Source organism: Polynucleobacter sp. AP-Melu-500A-A1, from assembly GCF_018882125.1.
GTDB lineage: Bacteria > Pseudomonadota > Gammaproteobacteria > Burkholderiales > Burkholderiaceae > Polynucleobacter.
This window is the reverse complement of the sequence record NZ_JACVOZ010000001.1, coordinates 325,180-348,828: the sequence shown is the minus strand read 5'-3', so window position 1 is coordinate 348,828 and position 23,649 is coordinate 325,180. Positions and strand designations below refer to the sequence as shown.

Below are 23,649 nucleotides of genomic sequence, written 5' to 3'. Positions count from 1 at the left end.
CATTCCTAGAAGACTTATAAATGCAGATATTGCCTCACTTTCTTTCTGATTTTTGACCCGAGTACCCTCATGAGCCGTTTTTGGAGCCCTGTTGTTCAAACCCTAACCCCTTATGTTCCTGGGGAGCAGCCGAAAATGCAGCGACTGGTAAAGCTCAATACCAATGAAAGCCCTTATGGGCCTTCCCCGAAAGCGCTCGCAGCAATTAGCGCCCAAAACAATGCAGATTTACGTCTTTATCCAGATCCCGAAGGCACTAAGCTCAAACAAGCGATCGCTACCCTACATGGCTTAAACCCAAACCAAGTATTTTTAGGTAATGGCTCTGATGAAGTATTGGCGCATGTTTTTGCTGGTCTCCTTAAACAAAATCAGCCCGTTCAATTTCCAGACATTACTTATAGCTTTTATCCGGTCTACTGCAAGCTTTTGGGAATTGATTACCAAACGATTCCACTTGGAACAGATTTTGAAATCAATCTTGCCGATTACCAAATACCGAATGGCGGAATTATTTTCCCTAACCCCAATGCACCCACAGGCCGAGCACTTGCTCGCTCAGAAATAAAGGCACTGCTGGTACGCAATACAGATTCAGTTCTAGTGATTGATGAAGCTTATGTAGATTACGGTACCGAATCTTGCATTCCACTATTACAAGGTGCCCAGTGCCCTGAGAATCTTTTAGTAGTACATACGCTTTCAAAATCACGCGCACTAGCTGGGTTACGGGTTGGATTTGCTGTTGGACACCCCGCATTGATCGAGGGTCTTGAACGTGTTAAGAACAGCTTTAACTCTTATCCTTTGGGGCGCTTAGCCCAAGCGGGTGCTACCGCTGCCATTGAAGATCAAGCCCATCTAGAAGCGAGCTGCGCAAAAGTTATTCAAACACGAAAAACACTAGTAGCAGCACTAGATGCACTAGGCTTTGTCACATTGCCCTCAACAGCAAACTTTATTTTTACGTACCACCCCAAACATGCTGGCGTAAAGATATACCAAGCCTTGCGTGATCGCGGCATCATCGTACGTCACTTTAAATCGCCTCGCATCGAAGAATTCTTGCGCATTACCATAGGTACAGACGAGCAGAGTCAAGAATTGATTTCTACTCTACAAGAAATTCTTACTTAGTTTCTTTTCTGAATTTACTTTTTGAGACGCATCTCAGCTGCACGGGCGTGGGCTTGCAAACCCTCACCATGAGCCAAGGTGCTGGCTACCACACCTAAGGTTTGCGCCCCAGCTTCACTCACTTCTATCATGCTCGAGCGCTTAATAAAATCATACACGCCGAGTGGCGAGGAGAAGCGCGCAGTGCGCGCCGTAGGCAATACGTGATTAGGACCAGCACAATAATCACCAAGTGATTCACTGGTGTAGTTACCCATAAAAATAGCGCCAGCATGACGAATTTTCTCTGCCCACTGACGTGGCTCAGCTGCACAAATTTCTAAGTGTTCAGCAGCAATTGCATTCGCAATTTCGCAGGCTTCGTTCATATCTTTTACTTGAATCAATAAAGCGCGATTTGTTAAAGAAGCTTCGATTACTTTCGCTCTAGGCATCTCGGGTAGCAACTTATTGATGCTTACTTGAACTTGCTCAATAAAAGCAGCATCGGGACACAACAAAATAGATTGCGCCTGTTCATCATGCTCAGCCTGAGAAAATAAATCCATTGCCACCCAATTCGGATTGCTAGAGCCATCACATAGGACCAAAATCTCTGAAGGGCCAGCAATCATGTCAATGCCCACGGTACCAAATACTCTGCGTTTTGCAGCAGCGACATAAGCATTACCAGGACCAACAATCTTATCGACAGAAGGAATCGTCTGCGTTCCAAAAGCTAAGGCAGCAACTGCTTGAGCGCCACCAATAGTGAACACTCGATCAACGCCAGCCAAGTAGGCTGCAGCCAAGACCAGTGGATTACGTGCGCCCTCAGGCGTCGGAACCACCATCACCACTTCCTTGACACCTGCCACTTTTGCCGGAATGGCATTCATCAAAACAGAGGATGGGTAAGCTGCCTTACCACCAGGTACGTAGATGCCTACACGATCTAGTGCAGTCACCTTTTGACCTAAACGTGTGCCATCTGCTTCTTCATATTCCCAAGAATGGCAACCTGCTTCAATTTTTTGCTTCTCGTGATACGCCCGCACTCTTTGCGCAGCAATATCTAAGGCTTTTTTTTGTTCCCGGGGTAAGGTTTGATAAGCATGCTCTAGGTCTTTACGAGAAATTTCTAATTCGGAAACGCTACTAGCATTGAGACGATCAAATTGTTTGGTAAAAAGTAGAATGGCTTCATCACCTTGAGCCTTCACAGCTGTCAATATCTTCAGGACGGCAGCATCAATCGCTTCATCATCTGCCATCGGTAGAGAAAGACTGGCCAATAAAGTATCTTTAAAGCCCAAATCCTGACTATTGAGACGCTTGACTTTAATTTGAGCTAAAGACATTTAAATATGCTTACTTCAACAACTCAAAAATAGGCTGAAGTTGTGAACGCTTGCGTTTATAAGAAGCTTGATTCACCACTAGGCGTGCACTGATATCAGCAATCGGCTCAACCTCAACTAAGCCATTTGCACGCAGCGTATTTCCAGTAGATACCAAATCCACAATAGCATCAGCCAAGCCAACTAAGGGTGCCAACTCCATTGATCCATAGAGGTGAATGACGTCAATATGAACACCTTTATTCGCAAAGTGCTCACGAGCACTGTTGACATATTTTGTAGCCACTTTTAAGCGTGAGCCTTGCTTAACAGCTGCTGCATAATCAAAGCCTTCACGCACAGCCACGGACATACGGCATTTGGCAATCCCTAAATCAAATGGGACATAGAGGCCAGCGCTTCCTTTTTCCATCAGAACATCTAGGCCAGCAACTCCAAAGTCTGCCCCACCAAATTGCACGTAGGTGGGGACATCCGAAGCGCGCACAATAATTAAGCGAACATCAGGATTCGTAGTTTCAATAATCAGCTTGCGTGACTTTTCAGGATCCTCGAGCGGCACAATACCGACCTTTGAGAGGATCTGTGCTGTTTCTTCAAAGATGCGTCCCTTTGATAGGGCCAGAGTCAATTTCATGGACTAATTATCCACTAGGCTTACTTTATGCGCTCAATATTGGCCCCCAAGAGGGTCAACTTTTGCTCCATGCGGTCATATCCACGGTCTAAGTGGTAAATCCGATCTACCTGAGTCTCTCCTTGAGCGGCCAATCCAGCAATGACCAAACTGGCAGATGCCCTAAGATCGGTAGCCATCACAATTGCTCCAGAAAGCTTTTCCTCGCCCTGCACAATTGCGGTATTACCTTCAATTGCAATGTCTGCGCCCAAACGATTTAGTTCTTGCACGTGCATAAAGCGGTTCTCAAAAATGGTTTCAGTAATGGTGGAGCTTCCACTTGCAATTGCATTGACTGCCATTAACTGAGCCTGCATATCAGTGGGAAAGGCAGGATATTCAGATGTACGGAAACTCACTGCCTTGGGGCGACCCTGCATCCTGGCCTTAATCCAGTCTGGACCAACTTCTATTTCTAATCCAGCATCTTTGAGCTTTGTGATGACTGCATCTAAGGTATCAGGACGACAATGCTTCACCAAAACCTCACCGCCAGCAGCAGCGACTGCACACAAAAAGGTTCCGGCCTCAATTCGATCAGGGATTACTGCGTGCTCTGCGCCGTGCAGTTTTTCAACGCCCTCAATCACCAATCGATCAGTACCAATTCCTGAAATCTTCGCGCCCATCTTCACTAACAATTCTGCTAAATCACCCACTTCAGGTTCACGGGCTGCATTTTCTAAAATAGTAGTTCCTGAAGCGAGCGTTGCCGCCATGAGTAAATTTTCTGTGCCGGTCACAGTAATCATATCGGTCAATATAGAAGCGCCTTTTAATCGACCAAGTGGTAGTTTAGTTTCTGCCTGTATATAACCACTTTTAATTTTGATCGTGGCGCCCATGGCCTTTAGGCCTTTGATATGCTGATCGACCGGACGTGCCCCAATAGCACAGCCACCAGGCAAAGATACCTTGGCGCTATGCATTCTGGTAAGTAAAGGGCCTAATACCAAGATAGAGGCACGCATAGTTTTCACCATCTCATAAGTTGCTTCAGAACTCTTAATAACAGCAGCATCTAAGACCATATGACTACGATCAGCCTTATCTGGAAATGTGACCGTCACTCCAATTTCCTGCAGGAGCTTGAGCATAGTGCGCACATCTTGCAAATCGGGCACATTGCGTAAAACGATCGCTTGATCAGTCAACAAACAAGCACAAAGAATGGGAAGGGCTGCGTTCTTTGCGCCCGCAATGACCACCTCACCCTTAAGTGGGGTTCCGCCAACCATTCTTAATTTATCCATGAAACGATTCCAGTTAATACTTTTATGTAATGAAGGATGCAGGTCTTTTATGCGGCAGGATTCTGCGCAAACTCTTCGGGAGTAAATGCCTTAATCGATAAAGCGTGAACTTCGGCCTTCATACGATCACCCATTGCGCCATATACCAATTGATGACGCTGAATTAAACGCTTACCTTCAAATTGCGGACTCACAATAGTGGCAAAAAAATGTTGCCCATCACCCTCTACCTTAATGTGTGTACAGGTAATCCCTTGTTTGATATAGCCCTCAATCTGCTCCGGGGTTGGAAACATCTACTTCTCCTTTAATGTCTAAGCTTATAGCCCTTTTGTAGCATCTGCAGTGCAATAGCCGAAACTATTACAAAGAAAGAACCGACGATTATCAAACTTGTCCATGGGGAAATGTCAGACACCCCAAAGAAACCGTAACGGAATCCATCAATCATGTAGAAAAAGGGATTGAAATGCGACACTATTTGCCAAGCTGGCGGCAAAGAATGAATGGAATAAAAAACACCTGACAACATGGTGGCGGGCATGATAAAAAAGTTTTGAAAGGCGGCTAATTGGTCGTACTTATCTGCCCAGATACCGGCAATTAAACCTAGGCTACCCAAGATTGCTGCGCCCAAGAAAGCAAATGCCACAATCCACAAAGGATACTCAAGGCTAGGCAAACCATACCAAGCGGTAATGAGAAAGACTCCCAGACCCACAACAATTCCACGAAATACTGCAGCCAAGATATAGGCAGCATAAAACTCGAAGTGACTTAAAGGAGCTAGCAACACAAATACCAAGTTACCCGTTACCTTTGATTGAATCAAAGAGGATGAAGTATTAGCAAAGGCATTTTGGAGCACTGTCATCATGACTAGGCCTGGAATTAAAAAAGCGGTGTAACTGAGACGTCCGTACATTTCCCTACCTTCAAGCACATGACCAAAAATCATCAGGTACAAGATGGCAGTCAGGACTGGGGCAGCTACGGTCTGAAAGGCAACCTTATAAAAACGCATAATTTCTTTGCGTAATAGCGTCGGAAAGCCACTGCCGTACTCTAAGATGGGCTTATTCAGTGCATTTTTCATAAGGCCGCTCCGGACATGATGTTCACAAAGACATCTTCTAAGTCCGTTTTGCCTTCACCATCTTTCTTAACAGAACCATAACGAGTCAATAAGTTTGCGGTGGTATCCAAGGCAACGATCTGGCCTTGCTTGAGCATGGCAATACGTTGACACAAAGCTTCTGCCTCTTCCAAATAATGGGTAGTTAATACAATCGTGTGGCCATCTTGGTTGAGCCTGCTAATAAATTGCCACAATGATTGGCGCAGCTCAACGTCCACACCAGCAGTAGGCTCATCCAAAATAATCACTGGTGGGCGATGCACCAAGGCTTGAGCAACTAATACACGACGTTTCATACCACCCGATAAGGAGCGCATATTACTATCAGCTTTATTGATGAGATCCAAGTTAGCCATAATCTCTTCAATCCAAGCATCATTATTCTTAATCCCAAAGTAACCAGACTGAAATTGCAAAGTCTCCCGTACGGTAAAGAAGGGATCGAAGACTAGCTCTTGCGGCACAACACCTAACATCCTGCGTGCATCGCGAAAATTCTTTTGCACGTCTGCACCCATAATGGCTGCATGGCCTCGGTCAGACTTCACCAAGCCGGCCAATATGGAGATTAGAGTAGTTTTGCCTGCGCCATTAGGACCGAGCAAACCAAAAAATTCTCCAGGCTCAATAGCTAATGAAACATCATCAAGTGCCTGAAGGGCGCCATAGTTTTTTGAAATATTTTTAATGGAAATCGCTGGGCGCATGCTGTTACAGGCCCAGCAATGCAGAGACACCGTAGACACCAGCTAAAACTTTTAATTTTTCAGGGGCATGCTCAACTGAAATGGATTGGCCTTCGGCCTGCAACATTTTCTGCCATGACAATAAAACCGTTAGGACTGTCGAATCAAACTCTTTGAGCGATGAACAATCAATATTTTTCAATATGGCGAGATTAGATAAACCCTCTTGTTGAATCTGCATAGCATTTTCCTGCGTTACTACCTGAGGTAAAAAGAAGGACATTATTTTTATATTTCTAAGTAGAAAACATTACTTACCGGCAGCCAACTGCTTATTACGGTCTTGCAAAAACTTCACCAAGCCCTCAATACCATTCTGACTAATCTGATTCGAAAATTGATTGCGATAAGCCTCAACTAGCCAAGCGCCCATGATATTCATGTCATATACCTTCCAGCCATTGGCACCTTTTTCTAAGCGGTAATCTAGAGGCACTGGATCACCACGTCCAATCACAACCGTTTTGACAATCACCTCTTTATCATCGGGCGCTGAACGTAGTGCTTTAAATTGCACCGTCTGATCGCGAAGCTGACTTAGTGCTCCTGAATACGTGCGCATCAATAAATTTTTGAACTCTGCTGTGAGGATTGCCTGCTGCTCAGGTGTCGCCTTTTTCCAATTCGGACCCATAGCCATTTCAGTGGTCCGACGCATATCTGTAAAAGGAACAATTTTCTTTTCTACCAGATCCATGACTTTAGGAATATTGCCTTTTTGAATATCCGGATCTGATTTTACAGAGCTCATGACATCACTTACCACCATCTTGATGAGTACATCAGGAGGTGTGTTTTGGTCGGGAACTTGTGCAAAGATCGCTCCAGAAACTAGGAACAGCCCTGCAACAATCCATTGTGAAATGGGTGTAGTGATTTTCATATGATTTATCCGCTTAAGTCTATATAAAGTGAGGCTAATTTTAGCCCTTTAATACAAAGCCAGTTATTCATAAGGATTTTCGTAAACGGGCATCACAGGCTCTTCATCATTACGACCTTCATTAATCTGGTACTCACGACGCTGAAGATAGGCATCCCGTATAAAGCTATATTTATCAATGGCGGCAACCTCCAAAAGATCACCGGCTTCGTAATAGGTATTTCTGGCATTGACAACCCGTAAGCCAGTAACGCTATTACGTAGGCCAACATCAGGAATGTACTTAAAAAAGTAATCCGTCTCTAAATCTGCGCCCGTACCAAAAGTGTCTCGAACAGTGCTTGGCCCAAAAAATGGCAACACCACATATGGACCTGCTGGGATGCCCCACACACCAAAAGTTTGACCCCAATCCTCTTTATGTTTTTCAAGGCCTGCTGGGGTTGCCATATCGATCAAACCACCCAAACCAAAAAGCGTATTGACGGCTACACGCATCAAGTCATTAAAGGCATAGTCAGGCTTACCCTGAAGAAGATTTTGTAATGCCGTGTAAAGATCGCTGTAGTTACTAAAAAAGTTATAAATTCCCTCGCGTAAAAATTCCGGCAAGATAAACCGATAAGCAGACACGACTGGCTTGAGAAGATAGGTATCCAAGCCTTCATTAAATTCAAATACTGAACGATTGAATGGCTCCCATGGGTCATTAGGAGAAGGTTGCACGCCAGCTGGAATCGAGGCACAGCCCACAAATAGGCAGGTAATGCCAAGCAATATCAAGCGCTTGATTCTGCCCATCCAAGAAATCACTTTGCTGCACCCTTATCTTGGCCGCTATCTGCCGCCTTGTTATAGAGGAACTGACTAATGAGATTCTCCAGCACTACTGCAGACTGTGTTTGACTAATTTTTCCACCGTCTGCCAGCACATCGTCGGATCCACCTGCCTCTAAACCAACATACTGCTCACCCAATAAACCAGAGGTCAAAATTTTGGCTGCTGAGTCTTTAGGGAACTTATAAATATCTTCTATAGTCATCACTACAGTGGCCTGGTAAGTTTTGTCGTCAAAGGAAATATTAGCAATTCTTCCAACGACTACGCCAGCACTCTTAACGGGTGCACGTGGCTTAAGCCCACCAATATTATCAAACCGTGCAGAAATTTTATAAGTCGGCGTAAATGAGACTGCGTTCATATTACCCACTTTTAATGCCAGAAAGAAAGCAGCCAACAAGCCGATGGCAACAAACAATCCAACCCAAACATCAATTGCACTTTTTCTCATAAGAACCTCAGTTTATTCTTTCTAATTCGAGAACATCATGGCAGTAAGTAAGAAATCTAAGGCTAAAACCGCTAAAGATGAAATTACTACCGTACGTGTTGTTGCTTGCGATACACCCTCTGGCGTTGGCCGTGCTTCGTAGCCTTGATACAAGGCAATAAATGTGACGGCTACACCAAATACAAGGCTCTTAATGAGGCCATTACCAATATCAGAAAACAGATCTACACCGCCCTGCATCTGAGACCAAAAGGCCCCTGAATCCACGCCAATCAGTGGGACTCCGACAAAGTAAGCGCCGATCACGCCTACAGCCGTAAAAATGGTTGCAAGAATTGGCATAGAAATAATACCTGCCCATAGTCTTGGCGCAATCACGCGGGACAAAGGATCTACTGCCATCATTTCCATAGCGCTCAATTGCTCACCGGCTTTCATTAAACCAATTTCTGCGGTCAAAGAAGTCCCTGCGCGACCTGCAAACAATAGTGCGGTAATCACTGGGCCTAATTCACGAGTCAGAGATAAGGCAACCAATAAACCTAAAGCTTGCTCGGACCCATAACGATTTAAGGTGTAGTAACCCTGAAGCCCCAATACAAAACCAACAAATAATCCAGAGACGGCAATGATGATAAAGGAATGATTTCCAACAAATAAAATTTGATCAATCACTAAACGCGGTCTTTTGAGCAAAAATCCAGAACGCATCAGAACTGCAAAAAATATGCGAGCCGCAAAACCCAGAGCGCTGATATTGCTACGAATAAAAAACCCGAGATCCCCAAAGAGGTCGATCACTTTAGAAAAAGCCTTCATCAGATTTTGACTCCAAAATCTTCTTCCAAGGTATTGCCTGGGTAATGAAATGGTACTGGGCCATCTGGCGCAGCATCTAAAAACTGTCGCACAAAAGGATCGGGGGAACGACTAAGTTCTTCGGGAGTGCCTTCAGCACCAATGTGTCCATTAGCAATAAAGTATACGTAGTCAGCGATTTCAAAAGTTTCTTCGACGTCATGCGTGACCAATAAACTAGTGGCACCAAGCGCATTATTGAGATCACGAATTAAGCGCGCAGTAATGCCGAGAGAAATTGGATCCAAGCCAGCAAAGGGCTCGTCGTACATAATCAAAGGAGGATCTAAGGCAATAGCTCTAGCGAGTGCGACACGTCTTGCCATGCCTCCAGATATTTGAGAAGGCATTAAATCACGAGCACCACGTAAACCGACTGCATGAAGTTTCATCAGCACCAGTGAGCGCAAAAGTTCTTCACTTAAATCGGTATGTTCCCGCAATGGAAAAGCAACATTCTCAAAAACACTGAGGTCAGTGAATAAGGCGCCAAACTGAAACAGCATGCCCATGCGGCGACGGGCTGCCATTAGCTCAACGGTATTCATCTTGCCAATATCATGGCCTTCAAATAAAACTTGACCAGATTGTGCAGTGTATTGACCGCCGATTAAACGAAGAATAGTGGTCTTGCCACAACCTGAACCGCCCATAACTGCCACAACCTGACCGCGCCTAAACTCCATATTGAGTCCAGACAGAATTTGGCGCTCACCCGGCGCGTAGGAAAAGTTCACGTCTTTTATAGAGACAACAACTTCACCTGCAAGTCGATTGCTTGCGTCCAAAGGGTTTGGCTGGCTTGAGTTCATATCCTCGCCATTATCGAGGCAAAACAGATGACCCCATTAAATACTGGTCGACTGCTTGGGCGCACTGACGACCTTCACGAATTGCCCAAACTACCAAAGATTGACCGCGACGCATATCGCCTGCAGCAAATACCTTAGGAACATTAGTTTGATAAGCATTTTGACCTTCTTCAGTCGCTTTTGCATTGCCCCGGGCATCTTTTTCAACGCCAAAAGCATTTAATACTTGCTGTACTGGGGATACAAAACCCATCGCCAAAAGCACTAGATCTGCCTTCACCTCAAATTCAGAATTAGGCACTTCTACCATTTTTCCGTCTTTCCACTCTAAGCGCACACCAATGAGTTTTTCGACTTTACCGTTCTTACCCTCAAAGCGCTTGGTTGCTACTGACCAGTCACGCTCGCAGCCCTCTTCATGAGAGGAGGATGTGCGTAATTTGGTTGGCCAGTAAGGCCATACCAATGGCTTGTTTTCTTCTTCTGGAGGTTGCGGCAACAATTCAAACTGTGTAATTTGTTTAGCACCATGGCGATTAGAGGTGCCAACACAATCTGATCCTGTATCACCACCACCGATAACAACGACATGTTTGTCAGTTGCACGAATTTCATTTTTAAAGTCGCCTGCGTTCTCTTTATTTTGAGGAATCAAAAATTCCAAGGCATAGTGAACGCCAGATAACTCACGGCCAGGTACTGGTAAATCACGCGGTTGCTCAGCGCCACCGGTAATTACTACAGCATCAAAATCTTTCATCAATTGCTCAGGTGAAACACTCTTAGTGGAATAATTCTTTACTTCAATACCCATCGCTTCTTTACCAACAAAGATACCTGTTTCAAATTTAACGCCTTCAGCCTGCATCTGCTCAACGCGGCGATCGATCAGCCACTTTTCCATTTTGAAATCAGGGATACCGTAACGCAGTAGGCCGCCAACGCGATCGTTTTTTTCATATACTGTGACATCGTGACCTACACGTGCGAGCTGCTGAGCAGCAGCCATACCTGCAGGGCCAGCGCCGACTATCGCTATTTTTTTACTAGTCTTGGTTTTAGAAGGTTGTGGTTTAACCCAACCGCTTTCCCAGCCCTTATCAATAATTGCATGCTCAATGGACTTGATGCCAACTGGCGCACGGTTAATTCCTAATGTACAAGCTGCTTCGCAAGGTGCTGGGCAAATACGGCCAGTGAACTCGGGGAAGTTATTGGTAGATTGCAAAACATCTAAGGCATTTTTCCAGTCATTATGGAAAACCAAATCGTTGAAATCTGGAATGATGTTATTCACTGGGCAACCGCTATTACAAAACGGAATACCGCAGTCCATACAACGTGCACCTTGAACCTTTGCCTCTTCATCCGTTAAAGCAACAATAAATTCCTTGTAATGATGCAGACGTTTAGCGGGCGCTTCGTATGTTTCATCGACACGCTCAAACTCCATAAACCCAGTGACCTTACCCATATCTAATCCTTAGTATCATTTCTTACTAGCCGTATTTATTAAGCAGCAACCGTTTTGTTTTGATCCTTTTCCCACAACTCACCTAAAGCACGCTTGTACTCAGTAGGAAGAACTTTGATAAAACGACCGCGTGAATTTTCCCACTCAGCTAAGAGTGCTTTTGCGCGCTCTGAACCGGTATGACGGAAATGGCGCTCAATCAGCGCTTTCAAAATTTGTTCATCTGTCAAACGTTCGCCACCATCTTTGACATCCACAGGTGCGTGCCATTGGGACTTAGGCATCTTGGCAATTTGCTCTGCTGAAGGTAGAACTTTTTCTAAAGTAGCCATGCTGGTATTACAACGCTTTTCAAACATGCCGTCCTCGTCATAAACATAAGCAATACCGCCACTCATGCCTGCTGCAAAGTTTCGGCCCGTTGCGCCCAAGACCACCACTGTTCCACCAGTCATATATTCGCAGCCATGGTCACCAGTACCCTCAACAACAGTAGTAGCGCCAGAGTTACGAACTGCAAAACGCTCGCCTGCAACGCCGTTAAAGAAGGCTTCACCAGCAATAGCACCATACAAAACGGTATTACCGACAATGATGTTCTTAGCAGTATCGCCACGGAATTCATGGGGGGCGCGCACAATTACCCGCCCACCTGACAAGCCTTTACCAACATAGTCATTACCATCACCCACTAAGTCCAGAGTGATGCCATGGGCCAAGAAAGCTGCAAAGCTTTGGCCTGCAGTGCCATTTAATTGAATATGGATCGTGTCATCAGGCAAGCCTGCGTGACCATAACGCTGAGCTACTTCTCCAGAAAGCATTGCACCAACTGTACGGTTCACGTTTTTCACAGGAACGATGAAGGATACTTTCTCGCCACGCTCAATAGCGGGCTCACTCTTTTCGATCAAGATATTGTCGAGCGCACTTGCTAGGCCATGATCTTGTGTGAGTACTTGATAACGTGGCACATCGCTTGCTACTTGAGGGGTAGCAAAGATCTTACTGAAATCTAAGCCATGTACTTTCCAGTTATCAATACCTTTGCGAGTATCTAAGAAATCAACGCGTCCAATTAAATCGTCAAACTTGCGAATACCTAATTGCGCCATGATTTCACGCGCCTCTTCTGCAACAAAGAAGAAGAAATTAACCACGTGCTCTGGCTTTCCAGAAAACTTCTTACGCAACTCTGGATCTTGAGTAGCTACTCCAACGGGGCAAGTATTCAAATGACACTTACGCATCATGATGCAACCCTCAACGACTAATGGGGCCGTTGCAAAACCAAACTCATCCGCGCCCAACAATGCGCCAATAACCACGTCGCGGCCTGTCTTCATTTGACCATCAGCCTGAACACGAATACGACTACGTAAACCATTGAGAACCAATGTCTGCTGAGTTTCAGCTAAACCTAACTCCCATGGTGAACCCGCATGTTTAATCGAAGATAGTGGTGATGCACCAGTACCGCCGTCATGCCCAGCGATCACAACGTGATCTGCTTTGGCCTTAGCGACACCAGCGGCTACCGTACCAACACCCACCTCAGATACCAGCTTCACAGATACATCAGCCTTTGGATTGACGTTCTTTAGGTCATGAATCAACTGAGCAATATCTTCAATCGAGTAAATATCGTGATGCGGAGGAGGGGAGATTAGGCCTACGCCTGGCACTGAAAAGCGCAACTTACCGATATAGTCAGAAACCTTACCGCCTGGTAATTGACCGCCCTCACCTGGCTTAGCGCCCTGCGCCATTTTGATCTGAATTTGATCCGCAGAACGCAAGTACTCAGTAGTTACACCAAAACGACCAGAGGCTACTTGTTTAATTTTGGAGCGCAATGAATCACCATCAAGCAATGGAATATTCGCTTCCACTACATCACTACCCAAAACGCTGGCTAAGGTTTCACCCTTCTTGATTGGAATACCCTTGAGCTCATTGATATAGCGATTGGGATCTTCGCCACCCTCACCAGTATTGGACTTGCCACCGATGCGGTTCATCGCAATGGCCAGTGTTGCATGTGCTTCTGTAGAAATTGAACCCAAAGACATCGCGCCCGTAGCAAAACGTTTTACGATTTCCTTAGCTGACTCTACTTCATCCAATGGAATCGCTTTCGCTGGATCAATCTTGAACTCAAACAAACCGCGTAAAGTCATTTGACGTTTGGTTTGGTCATTAATGATATTGGCGTACTCTTTATAAGTCTGATAACCCTTATCCGCTCCGATACGCGTAGAGTGCTGCAATTTTGCAATGGTGTCAGGAGTCCACATATGGTTTTCACCACGAATACGGAATGCATACTCACCACCGGCATCAAGCATATTGGTTAAGACTGGGTCATTACCAAATGCTGCACTATGCATACGTAATGCTTCTTCAGCCACCTCAAAGACACCAATACCACCCACGTTTGATGGGGTTCCCTTGAAATAGTGATCAATCACATCGTGATTCAAACCGATAGCTTCAAATATCTGTGAGCCGGTATAGGACATATAAGTTGAGATGCCCATCTTAGACATCACTTTTTGTAAGCCCTTGCCAACTGCTTTAACAAAGTTCTTCACAGCCTTTTCACCAGATAGATCACCTGACAATCCTCTAGCCATCTCAGCCAATGTTTGCATCGCTAGGTATGGATGAATTGCTTCCGCGCCATACCCCGCCAAGAGTGCAAAGTGATGGGTCTCACGAGCACTACCGGTTTCCACTACCAAGCCAACGCTTGTACGCAATCCTTTTTGTACTAAATGCTGATGAATTGCTGAGGTTGCTAGTAAAGCAGGAATGGCCACATGCTTTTCATCAACCTGACGATCACTCACGATCAAGATGTTGTAACCAGAACGAACAGCGTCGGCAGCTTCTGCACACAGGGAAGCCAAGCGTGCCTCAATACCGGCTTTGCCCCAAGATGCTGGGTAGCAAATATCTAACTCATAAGAGCGGAATTTACCGTTGGTGTAATGGCCAATATGACGGATCTTAGTAATGTCATCAAAATCCAGAATTGGCTGACTTACTTCCAAACGCATTGGTGGATTGATGTTGTTGGTATCTAATAAGTTAGGCTTAGGCCCAATAAAAGACACCAATGACATCACCATGTTTTCCCGAATAGAATCAATCGGAGGATTAGTCACCTGCGCAAATAATTGCTTGAAGTAGTTATAAAGCGGTTTATTTTTATTAGAGAGAACGGCCAAGGGACTATCGTTACCCATAGAACCAATGGCTTCTTCACCATTCATGGCCATTGGGGCCATAAGGTATTTAATATCCTCTTGGGTATAACCAAATGCTTGCTGACGATCGAGTAATTTAGCTGCTGGACGGATAGTCATTTTTTCGTCTATCAAGTCAGTCTTGCTCGCATCTATTTCATCTAATTTCACACGAACCGCATCAATCCAGCTTTTGTAAGGCTTCGCATTTGATACAGTATTCTTAAGCTCAACGTCATCAATGATGCGGCCTTGCTCCATATCAATCATGAACATCTTGCCTGGTTGTAAGCGCCATTTTTGAACAATCTTGCTCTCAGGAATAGGCAACACGCCAGCCTCTGAACCCATGATGACTAAATCATCATCAGTCACGTAATAGCGTGCAGGACGTAAACCATTTCGATCCAAAGTTGCGCCAATTTGACGACCATCAGTAAATGCCATTGCAGCAGGACCATCCCATGGCTCCATCATGGCAGCGTGATATTCATAAAAAGCACGACGGTTATCATCCATCAAGGTGTGTTGTTCCCAGGCCTCTGGAATCATCATCATCATTGCTTGAGCCAATGGATAACCAGACATTACCAATAACTCTAGGCAGTTATCAAAGCATGCAGTGTCAGACTGGCCAGGATAAATTAATGGCCATAATTTTTTTAAATCGTCCCCCAATACTGGGGAGCTAATTGCACCTTCACGTGCATTTACCCAATTGACATTCCCTTTAACGGTATTGATCTCACCGTTATGCGCAATCATCCGGTAAGGATGCGCTAATTCCCATGCCGGGAAGGTATTGGTGGAAAAGCGTTGATGGACCAGAGCCAGGGCCGATACAGTACGTGAATCTTGCAAATCCTGGTAATAAGCGCCAACCTGATTTGCTAAGAGCAAGCCTTTATAAACAATCGTACGTGCTGACATTGATGCAACAAAATATTCTTTGCCATGCTTTAGATGCAAATCTTGAATCGCATGACTTGCTGTTTTACGAATGACATACAACTTGCGCTCAAGCGCATCAGTGGTCATGATGTCACGACCACGACCAATAAATATTTGACGTATAAATGGCTCAGTCATTTGTACGGTTGGAGACATCGGCAACTTCACATCCACCGGCACATCTCTCCAACCTAATATAACCTGACCTTCTAAGCGAACTGTACGCTCGAGTTCTTGTTCACATGCCAAACGTGATGCATGTTCTTTAGGCAAGAAAATCATGCCGACACCGTACTCACCCAATGGCGGCAAAGTGATTCCTTGCTTAGCCATCTCTTCGCGATAGAGGGTGTCAGGAATCTGAATTAAGATTCCGGCGCCATCGCCCATCAAGGGATCTGCACCAACAGCACCGCGATGGTCTAGGTTTTCAAGAATTTGTAAGCCTTGAGCAACAATCTCGTGCGATTTTTTGCCTTTGATATGCGCGACAAATCCTACGCCACAGGCATCATGCTCATTACGTGGGTCATATAGACCTTGAGCAATTGGGCGAAGATCTGAACTCAATTGTGTAGTCATAGTGTTTCCGAGGGGCGACAAAGGCCTAATTACTTTTGGAGGATCAAATATAGGTGAATACCCATACCGATGCAATAGAAATAAAATGAGTCTGTCCCATTTATTTATAGCTAGCACCAGAATGAATTACTTAAAAAGGGACAGAGTCGAAAAAATGAGACTTGCAGTGCAATCTCAAGCCAATTTATAAGAGCCCTAAGCTACTGAATTTAAAGTATTTATTTTTCTTGGGCGGCCGCGATGACGAATCTGGGTAATTTCTGGGCTGTCTTTAAAGATCTTTTTGGCGTAAATATCACTCACCCAAGGCTTGGAGCGTATTAAAGATTCTGTGATTTGTCTGTCTTCCCAATGGGGTGCACCCTCTTTTACAAAGTTGGCCCAACCTATTTGTCTTTCAAAGGGCGTATTACCTAATCGCCAAAAGTTCTCATGGTCAACTAGCCAAGGTTCAGAATTTCCACCGATATGGCTAGCATAACTAGTCCAGCTTGACTCTTGCGGACTCGACTCATAGCCAGCCCTTACAGGATTTAATTCGATGTAACGCTGACAACGCAAAAAATAATCAGGGTCAATTAAGGAGGAGCGATAGCGTCCCTCCCAAATAGTTCCAGATCGTTTGTGTTGTTGATTGAAATACTGCGCATAGCGCCTACCTAAAGACTGCATGGTTTTTGCGAGCGAGTCTTCTTTCTGCGGAGTTAATAATAAATGCACATGATTGGGCATTAATGCAAAAGCATGCACCGAGCAAGCAAACTGCTTAGCTGCTTCTCGCAACCATTCTAAATAAATACGACGATCTTCATCACTAAAAAAGAGGGCTTCTCGGTTATTGCCTCGCACCATGACATGCATAACTTGACCTGGTATGACTGTGCGTGCTTGCCGAGCCATGATGTCAATTCACTATTGCAGTTCGCGAACGCCGCCAGCATTGGAGAACTCAGGGATAAACCAATCACCATCAACCTGTGTTACTCCACTAGGTACTTCGCGTGATTCTTGAGGCACGTCCCTTAAGGCTGTACCCATATAAGAAATCCACATTGGTAAAGCCAAACCGCCACCAGTCTCACGATCGCCCAAGCTTGCTGGCTTATCAAAACCAATCCATGCAACTGCGACAACTTTGGGGTTGTAGCCTGCAAACCAAGCATCGTGTGACTCATTGGTAGTCCCCGTTTTTCCAGCAATGTCGTTGCGGCCTAACTTGGCGCGAGCTGATGCTGCAGTACCTGTCTTTGTAACTTCTTGTAGCATGCTATCCATCACAAAAGCAGTGCGTGCATCCAAAACTCTCGTTGCATCCTCACGAGCATGTGTTGGCTTCGCTTCGAATAAAACAACTCCTTTGGAGTCAACCATCTTATCAATCAGAAAGGGGTCGACACGGTAGCCACCATTTGCAAAGACGCTATAGGCTGATGCCATTTGTAAAGGGGTCACAGATCCCGCACCCAATGCCATTGTTAGATAGGGTGGATGCTTCTCTGGCTCGAAGCCAAAACGCTGAATATATTCCTGAGCATAAGATGGACCGATAGCCCGAATGATACGAACTGAAACTAAATTTTTAGATTTTGCCAAGGCATTACGTAAGCGCATCATGCCGTCATATTTGCCATCGTAATTCTTTGGCTCCCACACCTGGCTCCCAGTCTCCATACTACCAATCGATAAGGGAGCATCGTTTACGATAGTGCTTGGAGAAAAACCTTTTTCAATTGCGGCTGCATAAATAAATGGCTTGAATGAGGAACCTGGCTGACGCAGGGCTTGGGTTACGTGATTGAATTGATTACGCCGGAAATCAAAACCACCAACCAAAGAGAGAATTGCGCCTGTTTCTGCGTTCATAGAAACAAAAGCTGCTTCTACTTGCGGTAACTGCGCTAACTTCCACACTCCTCCATCAGACAACAATCTCACAATCGCGCCTGGGCGCAAGCGCTTTTTAGGTTGCGCACTATCCGTGAGGGATGCCGTTGCCAACTTCAGGCCTTCACCTTTAATAGCAATCACGTCACCAGTTGAAGTCATCACCTGCATTTCCTTTGGTTTGACCTCAAGTACAACTCCTGACTGCAAATCATCTAACTGGGGATAAGCCAGTAGCGCTTCATCAATCGCACGCTGACGTTTTACTGGATCTTCCGGAAGTGTGATGAATCCCTCGGGTCCACGATAGGCATGACGCAAGTCATACTCAAAGATGCCGCGGCGCACTGCTTTATAAGCCGCTTCCTGGTCAGCCTTCAAGATTGTTGTATAAACATCGATGCCTTGGGAGTAGATTGCTTCGCCATACTGCGTAAAGAGTAATTGCCGCACCATCTCAGCAGGGAAATCTGCTCGCACATTAAATTCGTTACCCAGACCCCGAATACGCAATTCTTCAGCCATTGCTTTTTGATAGTCCTCTTGAGAGATATAGGATAAATCACGCATGCGCTGCAAAATATATTCCTGACGAATCTTGGCACGACGGAAATTGGTAACAGGGTTATAGGCCGATGGCGCTTTGGGTAAACCTGCCAACATGGCAGATTCTGCAATAGTGATGTCTTTTAGCTCTTTGCCAAAGTAGATCTGTGCGGCACTAGAAAATCCATAAGCCCTTTGGCCCAGGAAAATCTGATTCATATAGATTTCCAGAATCTTGTCTTTGGTCAGCTGAGATTCAATTTCCCAAGACAACAGGACTTCATAAATTTTGCGACTAAATGTTTTTTCATTGCTAAGGAAAAAATTTCGTGCTACTTGCATCGTGATAGTGGAGGCGCCCTGAGAAAGATTCCCGCGAAGATTGGTTATAGCTGCTCTTAAGATGCCGACGTAATCAACCCCACCATGAGAGTAAAAACGATCATCCTCAATTGCGAGGACTGCATTACGCATACTTTGCGGAATCTCATTTAAAGGAATCACCTTGCGGCGCTCTTCGCCAAACTCACCAATCAAGACCTTATCAGCCGTATAAATACGCAAAGGCGTTTTTGGGTTGTAATCCGTCAAAGCAGAAATTTTGGGTAAATTGGGCTTCGCTATTAAAAATGCGTAGCCCATCAACAAAGCAAGCACAACGGCAAAGACCACGCCAATAATAAGCACGGCTTTGACCAAGGGATTGCTTGATGACCTTTGAGGGTAGGCTTGTGCCCCATATTGCCGAGGACGCCTGTCAGGCTGACGGGAAGATCGCTGATTGATCGGCGGCTTGTCTTTGGGGGGTAGAGCCATATTGACAAATTATAGGGCGCTTAAGTAATTTCCCTGAAAGCTCCAAAATCCTTATTTGGCAGATCCCTAAAAGGCAGGTTCTGATGTCAATTTCAGTTCTGGCTGATGGTTTTTGTATTCGAAGAAATGAAGAATATTGCCATGCCATCACGCCATATTTCCCCCCAATCTTTCGACGCCATTTTGAGTGAGCTTGGTGATGATCCAGCCATCCCAGACCCACATGGAATCCGAAAGCCGAGCGCGCCAAAAAGCAACATTCCTGGAGCCCCTAAGCCGGCAAAATCTCCCTCTTTTCTCGAGCCCTTAAGTCAGCCGGATCTCATCAATCAAATTAAAAAAATGGGGGCTTTCTTAGTTGTGGCTCTGTGTTTTGTAGGCTTGATTTTCGGTTTATTTTTAGCTTACGACAGCTCTAAAAGCACCTCAGATACACAGCTTGAAGACTCCAATATTCAGATTTTAAAGCTACAAACGGACTTGGCCTTAATTCGCAAGGAACTTGATGAAGATTTTAATTCTCTATATGAGGAAATAGACTTGTTGGAAGTAAGTATTCACTCTTTAGAGGAAAAGAAGTCCAAAAATAAGGCTTTACTAAAGCCAAAACCGTATCCTCATGAGAAGGAGATACGCAGTTGGCGTTATTTGGGGAACAGCCAAATGGGGGATGCCCAACAGGCTTTTTTTCAACAAGGCAAGTCCCAAGCAATGTTTTCCAAAGGTGCTTTGGTCTTGGGTGAATGGCGCCTTTCCCATATCGAAAAAGAGGGGGCTACTCTTACCCACCCACAAGGTAAATCCATTGTTCTTCACCCAACGAAAAGCGAATGATCAAAGCCAAAAAAAGATCCCCCTACATCATCCTGATGGCAGTTATATGCATCGTTTTTTTGGCAGGCCCAAGCCAAGGAAATATGCCCAGCCAGAACCTAACTCAACTGCCCATTAGCCTTCATTTTTCAGATATTGAAGTTACAGAACTTTTGCAAATTTTGGCAAAGCTTGGTGGTAGTAATTTTTTGCTAAGCGATTCCATTAAAGGAAAAATCACCATCAATCTCAATAACACCCCCTGGCAAACTGCACTGCACTCTATATTGGCCAGTAGGGGTTTGCGGATTATTCGTCATGGTGATATTTACTGGATTGGACCTCATGCGGAAATCCAGGCCTTTCAAAAGTTTCGCCGTGAGGATGCAGCCCTGCCATTTGGGGGTGATCACATCAACAGCCCAAGACAGATTTTGATTGAAGCGCGCATTGTTGAAGCTGATGAACGCTTTGCACGCGAACTAGGGGTGAAGCTCGGCTCCCAAGCCAATACCTTGGGTGGCAATGCAGATCAAAATATTCTAGCTAGCCAAGATTTAGGCGTTTCCGGTCTCAATGGGTTTAATCCTGCGACTATGGCTGCCACACTAGTTTCCAAAAACGCCCAGCGCCTTTTGCAAATAGAACTCTCCGCCCTAGAGTCGGAGGGGCAAGGCAAAATTTTATCTAACCCCCGCATCATGACTGGGGACCAGGTAAAGGCCACTATTGAACAAGGAACTGAGCTCCCATATCAAACCACTTCACAAAGCGGCAGCAAACTTCAGTTTAGAAAAGCAAATTTACGCCTAGAGGTGCTTCCTAAGATTCATCCAGATGGAAAAATTTCTATGTTGGTTGGAATCAATAAAGACACTATTGGCATGAAAACTGAACAGGGCTATGCAATTGATACGAAAAGCCTCAGTTCGGAAGTCACTGTTGAAAATGGGGGCACTGCCATCATTGGGGGAATTTTTCAAACCACTGAACGCGAGGATGAGGTGAAGGTTCCCCTCTTGGGAGATATTCCCATCATTGGTCACTTATTTCGCCATAAATCCAAATTACAAGATAAAACTGAGCTCCTGGTGTTCTTAACACCCACAGTTCTCGACAAACCCTAATAAAATCGAAAGGTGAACTCTTCAACTAACAATATCTTCCTGATTGGCCTTATGGGCGCCGGAAAGTCAACCGTTGGAAAAGTTTTAGCAAAAAAATTAGGGCGCCGGTTTTTAGATGCAGATCACATCATTGAAGAGCGCTGTGGCGTCAAGATTCCTGTCATCTTCGAAATGGAGGGAGAAGAAGGATTTCGCAAACGTGAAGCACAAACTATTCGCGAAGCTACCGCTGAACATGACCTGATATTGGCAACTGGTGGGGGGGCAGTTTTGCTACCAGAAAATCGCCAAGCACTGAGTGAACGTGGCACTGTCATTTACCTTCATGCCAACCCTATTGAGCTATGGCATCGCACTAAAGGCGGTGAAGGACGCCCCCTGCTAAAAAGTGGTGACCCAAAAAAAATTCTAGAAAATTTATACGCGATTCGTGATCCTCTCTATCGTGAAATTGCTGACCATATCATTGAAACTGGAAAGCCCAGCGTAAACCAATTAGTCAATACCTTAATCATGCAGCTTGAACTTTCCAACTAAATACTATGATGAAAACACTTGAAGTTGATCTTGGTAGTCGCAGTTATCCTATTTATATTGGGGCAAACTTAATTGATCAGCCTACTTTATTTAGCGCATGTGAAAAAGCCACCTCTATTTACATTGTTACCAATACGACTGTGGCCCCTCTATATGCCGAGCGCCTCAGTAAAACCTTAGCAAGTTATGGCAAAGCTATTAGAACGATTGTTTTGCCAGATGGAGAGTCATATAAGGATTGGAAAAATCTTCAGCTGATTTTTGATGATCTATTAAAGTTTGGCGCTGATCGCCAAACCATGTTGGTGGCATTGGGTGGGGGTGTGATCGGTGACATGACTGGCTTTGCAGCGGCAAGCTTTATGCGGGGCGTGCGCTTTATTCAAGTACCTACGACCTTATTGGCGCAGGTAGATTCCTCAGTAGGTGGAAAAACTGGTATTAATCATCCGCTTGGAAAAAATATGATTGGGGCTTTTCATCAGCCCGTTGCAGTGGTTGCTGATTTAAACACCTTAAAGACATTGCCGCCGCGTGAACTCTCGGCTGGTCTGGCTGAAGTAATTAAGCATGGTGCTATTGCCGATGCAGTATTTTTAGATTGGATTGAAGCGAATGCTTCAGCCTTATTAGCATGCGATACTGATGCGATGGCTCACGCTGTTCTTCGCTCTTGTGAAATTAAATCCGCCGTAGTTTCAGCCGACGAACGAGAAGGTGGTATTCGTGCAACCCTAAACTTTGGCCATACTTTTGGTCATGCGATCGAAGCAGGCATGGGATATGGCGAATGGCTCCATGGAGAGGCAGTCGGATGCGGCATGGTGATGGGCGCTAACTTATCACGCCAACTTCATTACATCAGTCAAGCAGATGTACAACGCCTAACTAAAATTATTCAGTCCATGAACTTGCCGATAGTGCCTCCAAAATTTGGAGCTGAGCGATATTTGGAACTTATGCAGGTTGATAAAAAAACTGAGGGTGGGCAAATTCGCTATGTGATTTTAGAGAAGATCGGCAAAGCACAAATTAAGAGCGTGCCAGATGCACAGGTCATTGAAACTTTAGTAGCTACGGGCGCCGCTTAAAAAGCTGTACTAATCTTTTTTCAATGCAATATTGATAGTTTGCCCAGCTTGAGCACTAGAAAACTGAGATAGATCGCCTAATAACTCACGACCTGTTTTAGTATCCAACCATAAGGGTTGGGCAATGGATCCAGCCCAACGGTAGTGATAACCACCGGATTTAGCAGCAACCCAAATCTCATGCAAAGGCGGCTGTGTATTAACAACGATCACGCTTTTATCTCGAAAGCGAATATTGATGACGTTGCCCCCTTGGCGCTCTATATCCAAATCTAGGTCGAGCGTATCATCTGCCGCTTCCAGGGCCATTTCAATAGATTGCAATAAATGAGCCCCCAACTGATGAAATTGCTTGTCATCAATACTTTCAATGCTCAAATTATTTGGATTCATCTCAGTGCCCTGCATGCTATATTCAATCATTCGTTTTAGAGACATT

The 23,649-nt window shown here is 45.0% G+C and carries 22 protein-coding genes; 5 read left to right on the top strand and 17 right to left on the bottom strand.

Features of this window, described 5'->3' with window-relative positions:
- The first annotated feature begins 69 nt into the window (after positions 1–69).
- Positions 70–1,137, top strand: a complete 1,068-nt coding sequence (gene hisC, locus ICN38_RS01895; protein WP_216254327.1) for a histidinol-phosphate transaminase — start codon at positions 70–72, stop codon at positions 1,135–1,137.
- Between the two features lie 14 nt (positions 1,138–1,151).
- Here the strand turns inward: hisC and hisD are convergent, their stop codons facing one another.
- The 16 genes from hisD to ICN38_RS01815 form a co-directional block, all read right to left on the bottom strand.
- Complete coding sequence (hisD, locus tag ICN38_RS01890; RefSeq protein ID WP_216254323.1) at positions 1,152–2,477, bottom strand: histidinol dehydrogenase; 1,326 nt, start codon at positions 2,475–2,477, stop codon at positions 1,152–1,154.
- A 10-nt stretch (positions 2,478–2,487) separates the two neighbouring features.
- Entirely contained in the window at positions 2,488–3,114 is a 627-nt protein-coding gene (hisG, locus tag ICN38_RS01885; RefSeq protein WP_216254321.1) for an ATP phosphoribosyltransferase, read from the bottom strand.
- Between the two features lie 20 nt (positions 3,115–3,134).
- Positions 3,135–4,409 (bottom strand): UDP-N-acetylglucosamine 1-carboxyvinyltransferase, encoded by a 1,275-nt coding sequence (murA, locus tag ICN38_RS01880; protein WP_216254318.1) that lies wholly within the window; start codon positions 4,407–4,409, stop codon positions 3,135–3,137.
- A 47-nt stretch (positions 4,410–4,456) separates the two neighbouring features.
- Positions 4,457–4,705: a BolA family protein gene (locus tag ICN38_RS01875; protein WP_216254314.1), complete on the bottom strand. Its 249-nt coding sequence runs from the start codon at positions 4,703–4,705 to the stop codon at positions 4,457–4,459.
- A gap of 11 nt (positions 4,706–4,716) precedes the next feature.
- Positions 4,717–5,505 (bottom strand): ABC transporter permease, encoded by a 789-nt coding sequence (locus ICN38_RS01870; RefSeq protein ID WP_216254311.1) that lies wholly within the window; start codon positions 5,503–5,505, stop codon positions 4,717–4,719.
- Complete coding sequence (locus ICN38_RS01865; RefSeq protein ID WP_216254309.1) at positions 5,502–6,254, bottom strand: ABC transporter ATP-binding protein; 753 nt, start codon at positions 6,252–6,254, stop codon at positions 5,502–5,504. The genes ICN38_RS01870 and ICN38_RS01865 overlap by 4 nt, the downstream gene beginning before the upstream one ends.
- Positions 6,255–6,258: 4 nt before the next feature.
- Positions 6,259–6,516: a lipid asymmetry maintenance protein MlaB gene (locus ICN38_RS01860; protein ID WP_216254306.1), complete on the bottom strand. Its 258-nt coding sequence runs from the start codon at positions 6,514–6,516 to the stop codon at positions 6,259–6,261.
- 27 nt (positions 6,517–6,543) lie between these two features.
- Positions 6,544–7,176, bottom strand: a complete 633-nt coding sequence (locus ICN38_RS01855; RefSeq protein WP_216254303.1) for a phospholipid-binding protein MlaC — start codon at positions 7,174–7,176, stop codon at positions 6,544–6,546.
- 63 nt (positions 7,177–7,239) lie between these two features.
- On the bottom strand, positions 7,240–7,989 hold the full coding sequence (locus tag ICN38_RS01850) for a VacJ family lipoprotein (protein ID WP_370624351.1): 750 nt from the start codon (positions 7,987–7,989) through the stop codon (positions 7,240–7,242).
- A complete protein-coding gene (mlaD, locus tag ICN38_RS01845; protein WP_216254300.1) occupies positions 7,986–8,468 on the bottom strand; it encodes an outer membrane lipid asymmetry maintenance protein MlaD in 483 nt (160 codons plus the stop codon). Before mlaD ends, ICN38_RS01850 begins: the two co-directional genes overlap by 4 nt.
- Before the next feature lie 21 nt (positions 8,469–8,489).
- A complete protein-coding gene (gene mlaE, locus ICN38_RS01840) occupies positions 8,490–9,287 on the bottom strand; it encodes a lipid asymmetry maintenance ABC transporter permease subunit MlaE (RefSeq protein ID WP_216862682.1) in 798 nt (265 codons plus the stop codon).
- Positions 9,287–10,138, bottom strand: a complete 852-nt coding sequence (locus ICN38_RS01835) for an ABC transporter ATP-binding protein (RefSeq protein ID WP_216254297.1) — start codon at positions 10,136–10,138, stop codon at positions 9,287–9,289. Before ICN38_RS01835 ends, mlaE begins: the two co-directional genes overlap by 1 nt.
- Positions 10,139–10,148: 10 nt before the next feature.
- Positions 10,149–11,612 carry a glutamate synthase subunit beta gene (locus ICN38_RS01830; RefSeq protein ID WP_216254294.1) on the bottom strand — a complete coding sequence of 488 codons (1,464 nt, stop codon included), beginning with the start codon at positions 11,610–11,612 and terminating at the stop codon, positions 10,149–10,151.
- 38 nt (positions 11,613–11,650) lie between these two features.
- Positions 11,651–16,396, bottom strand: a complete 4,746-nt coding sequence (locus tag ICN38_RS01825) for a glutamate synthase-related protein (protein WP_216254291.1) — start codon at positions 16,394–16,396, stop codon at positions 11,651–11,653.
- Between the two features lie 195 nt (positions 16,397–16,591).
- Positions 16,592–17,296, bottom strand: a complete 705-nt coding sequence (locus ICN38_RS01820; protein WP_216254288.1) for a transposase — start codon at positions 17,294–17,296, stop codon at positions 16,592–16,594.
- Positions 17,297–17,308: 12 nt separating this feature from the next.
- Positions 17,309–19,642, bottom strand: coding sequence for a penicillin-binding protein 1A (locus tag ICN38_RS01815; protein ID WP_216254285.1), 2,334 nt, complete (start codon positions 19,640–19,642; stop codon positions 17,309–17,311).
- A 105-nt stretch (positions 19,643–19,747) separates the two neighbouring features.
- Here ICN38_RS01815 and ICN38_RS01810 point away from each other — a divergent pair, with 105 nt between their 5' ends.
- Genes ICN38_RS01810 through aroB form a run of 4 tightly spaced genes read left to right on the top strand, consistent with a single transcriptional unit; the run spans position 19,748 to position 23,210 of the window.
- Complete coding sequence (locus ICN38_RS01810) at positions 19,748–20,476, top strand: hypothetical protein (protein ID WP_216254283.1); 729 nt, start codon at positions 19,748–19,750, stop codon at positions 20,474–20,476.
- Positions 20,477–20,511: 35 nt separating this feature from the next.
- The gene (locus tag ICN38_RS01805) at positions 20,512–21,582 is read left to right on the top strand and encodes a secretin and TonB N-terminal domain-containing protein (RefSeq protein WP_255562666.1); all 1,071 of its coding nucleotides are present in this window, start codon (positions 20,512–20,514) and stop codon (positions 21,580–21,582) included.
- 12 nt (positions 21,583–21,594) lie between these two features.
- A complete protein-coding gene (locus tag ICN38_RS01800) occupies positions 21,595–22,119 on the top strand; it encodes a shikimate kinase (protein ID WP_370624350.1) in 525 nt (174 codons plus the stop codon).
- Positions 22,120–22,127: 8 nt separating this feature from the next.
- The gene (gene aroB / locus ICN38_RS01795) at positions 22,128–23,210 is read left to right on the top strand and encodes a 3-dehydroquinate synthase (protein WP_216255171.1); all 1,083 of its coding nucleotides are present in this window, start codon (positions 22,128–22,130) and stop codon (positions 23,208–23,210) included.
- A 9-nt stretch (positions 23,211–23,219) separates the two neighbouring features.
- On the opposite strand, the gene cyaY is transcribed toward aroB, so the two are convergent.
- Positions 23,220–23,633 (bottom strand): iron donor protein CyaY, encoded by a 414-nt coding sequence (gene cyaY, locus ICN38_RS01790; protein ID WP_255562665.1) that lies wholly within the window; start codon positions 23,631–23,633, stop codon positions 23,220–23,222.
- Positions 23,634–23,649 lie beyond the last annotated feature (16 nt).

Excerpts from the sequence above, each read along its gene's own strand:
- hisC (WP_216254327.1), top strand. The coding sequence starts at position 70 with ATGAGCCGTTTTTGGAGCCCTGTTGTTCAAACCCTAACCCCTTATGTT.
- hisD (WP_216254323.1), bottom strand. The coding sequence starts at position 2,477 with ATGTCTTTAGCTCAAATTAAAGTCAAGCGTCTCAATAGTCAGGATTTG.
- hisG (WP_216254321.1), bottom strand. The coding sequence starts at position 3,114 with ATGAAATTGACTCTGGCCCTATCAAAGGGACGCATCTTTGAAGAAACA.
- murA (WP_216254318.1), bottom strand. The coding sequence starts at position 4,409 with ATGGATAAATTAAGAATGGTTGGCGGAACCCCACTTAAGGGTGAGGTG.
- ICN38_RS01875 (WP_216254314.1), bottom strand. The coding sequence starts at position 4,705 with ATGTTTCCAACCCCGGAGCAGATTGAGGGCTATATCAAACAAGGGATT.
- ICN38_RS01870 (WP_216254311.1), bottom strand. The coding sequence starts at position 5,505 with ATGAAAAATGCACTGAATAAGCCCATCTTAGAGTACGGCAGTGGCTTT.
- ICN38_RS01865 (WP_216254309.1), bottom strand. The coding sequence starts at position 6,254 with ATGCGCCCAGCGATTTCCATTAAAAATATTTCAAAAAACTATGGCGCC.
- ICN38_RS01860 (WP_216254306.1), bottom strand. The coding sequence starts at position 6,516 with ATGTCCTTCTTTTTACCTCAGGTAGTAACGCAGGAAAATGCTATGCAG.
- ICN38_RS01855 (WP_216254303.1), bottom strand. The coding sequence starts at position 7,176 with ATGAAAATCACTACACCCATTTCACAATGGATTGTTGCAGGGCTGTTC.
- mlaD (WP_216254300.1), bottom strand. The coding sequence starts at position 8,468 with ATGAGAAAAAGTGCAATTGATGTTTGGGTTGGATTGTTTGTTGCCATC.
- mlaE (WP_216862682.1), bottom strand. The coding sequence starts at position 9,287 with ATGAAGGCTTTTTCTAAAGTGATCGACCTCTTTGGGGATCTCGGGTTT.
- ICN38_RS01835 (WP_216254297.1), bottom strand. The coding sequence starts at position 10,138 with ATGAACTCAAGCCAGCCAAACCCTTTGGACGCAAGCAATCGACTTGCA.
- ICN38_RS01830 (WP_216254294.1), bottom strand. The coding sequence starts at position 11,612 with ATGGGTAAGGTCACTGGGTTTATGGAGTTTGAGCGTGTCGATGAAACA.
- ICN38_RS01825 (WP_216254291.1), bottom strand. The coding sequence starts at position 16,396 with ATGACTACACAATTGAGTTCAGATCTTCGCCCAATTGCTCAAGGTCTA.
- ICN38_RS01820 (WP_216254288.1), bottom strand. The coding sequence starts at position 17,296 with ATGGCTCGGCAAGCACGCACAGTCATACCAGGTCAAGTTATGCATGTC.
- ICN38_RS01815 (WP_216254285.1), bottom strand. The coding sequence starts at position 19,642 with ATGGCTCTACCCCCCAAAGACAAGCCGCCGATCAATCAGCGATCTTCC.
- ICN38_RS01810 (WP_216254283.1), top strand. The coding sequence starts at position 19,748 with ATGGTTTTTGTATTCGAAGAAATGAAGAATATTGCCATGCCATCACGC.
- ICN38_RS01805 (WP_255562666.1), top strand. The coding sequence starts at position 20,512 with ATGGCAGTTATATGCATCGTTTTTTTGGCAGGCCCAAGCCAAGGAAAT.
- aroB (WP_216255171.1), top strand. The coding sequence starts at position 22,128 with ATGAAAACACTTGAAGTTGATCTTGGTAGTCGCAGTTATCCTATTTAT.
- cyaY (WP_255562665.1), bottom strand. The coding sequence starts at position 23,633 with ATGATTGAATATAGCATGCAGGGCACTGAGATGAATCCAAATAATTTG.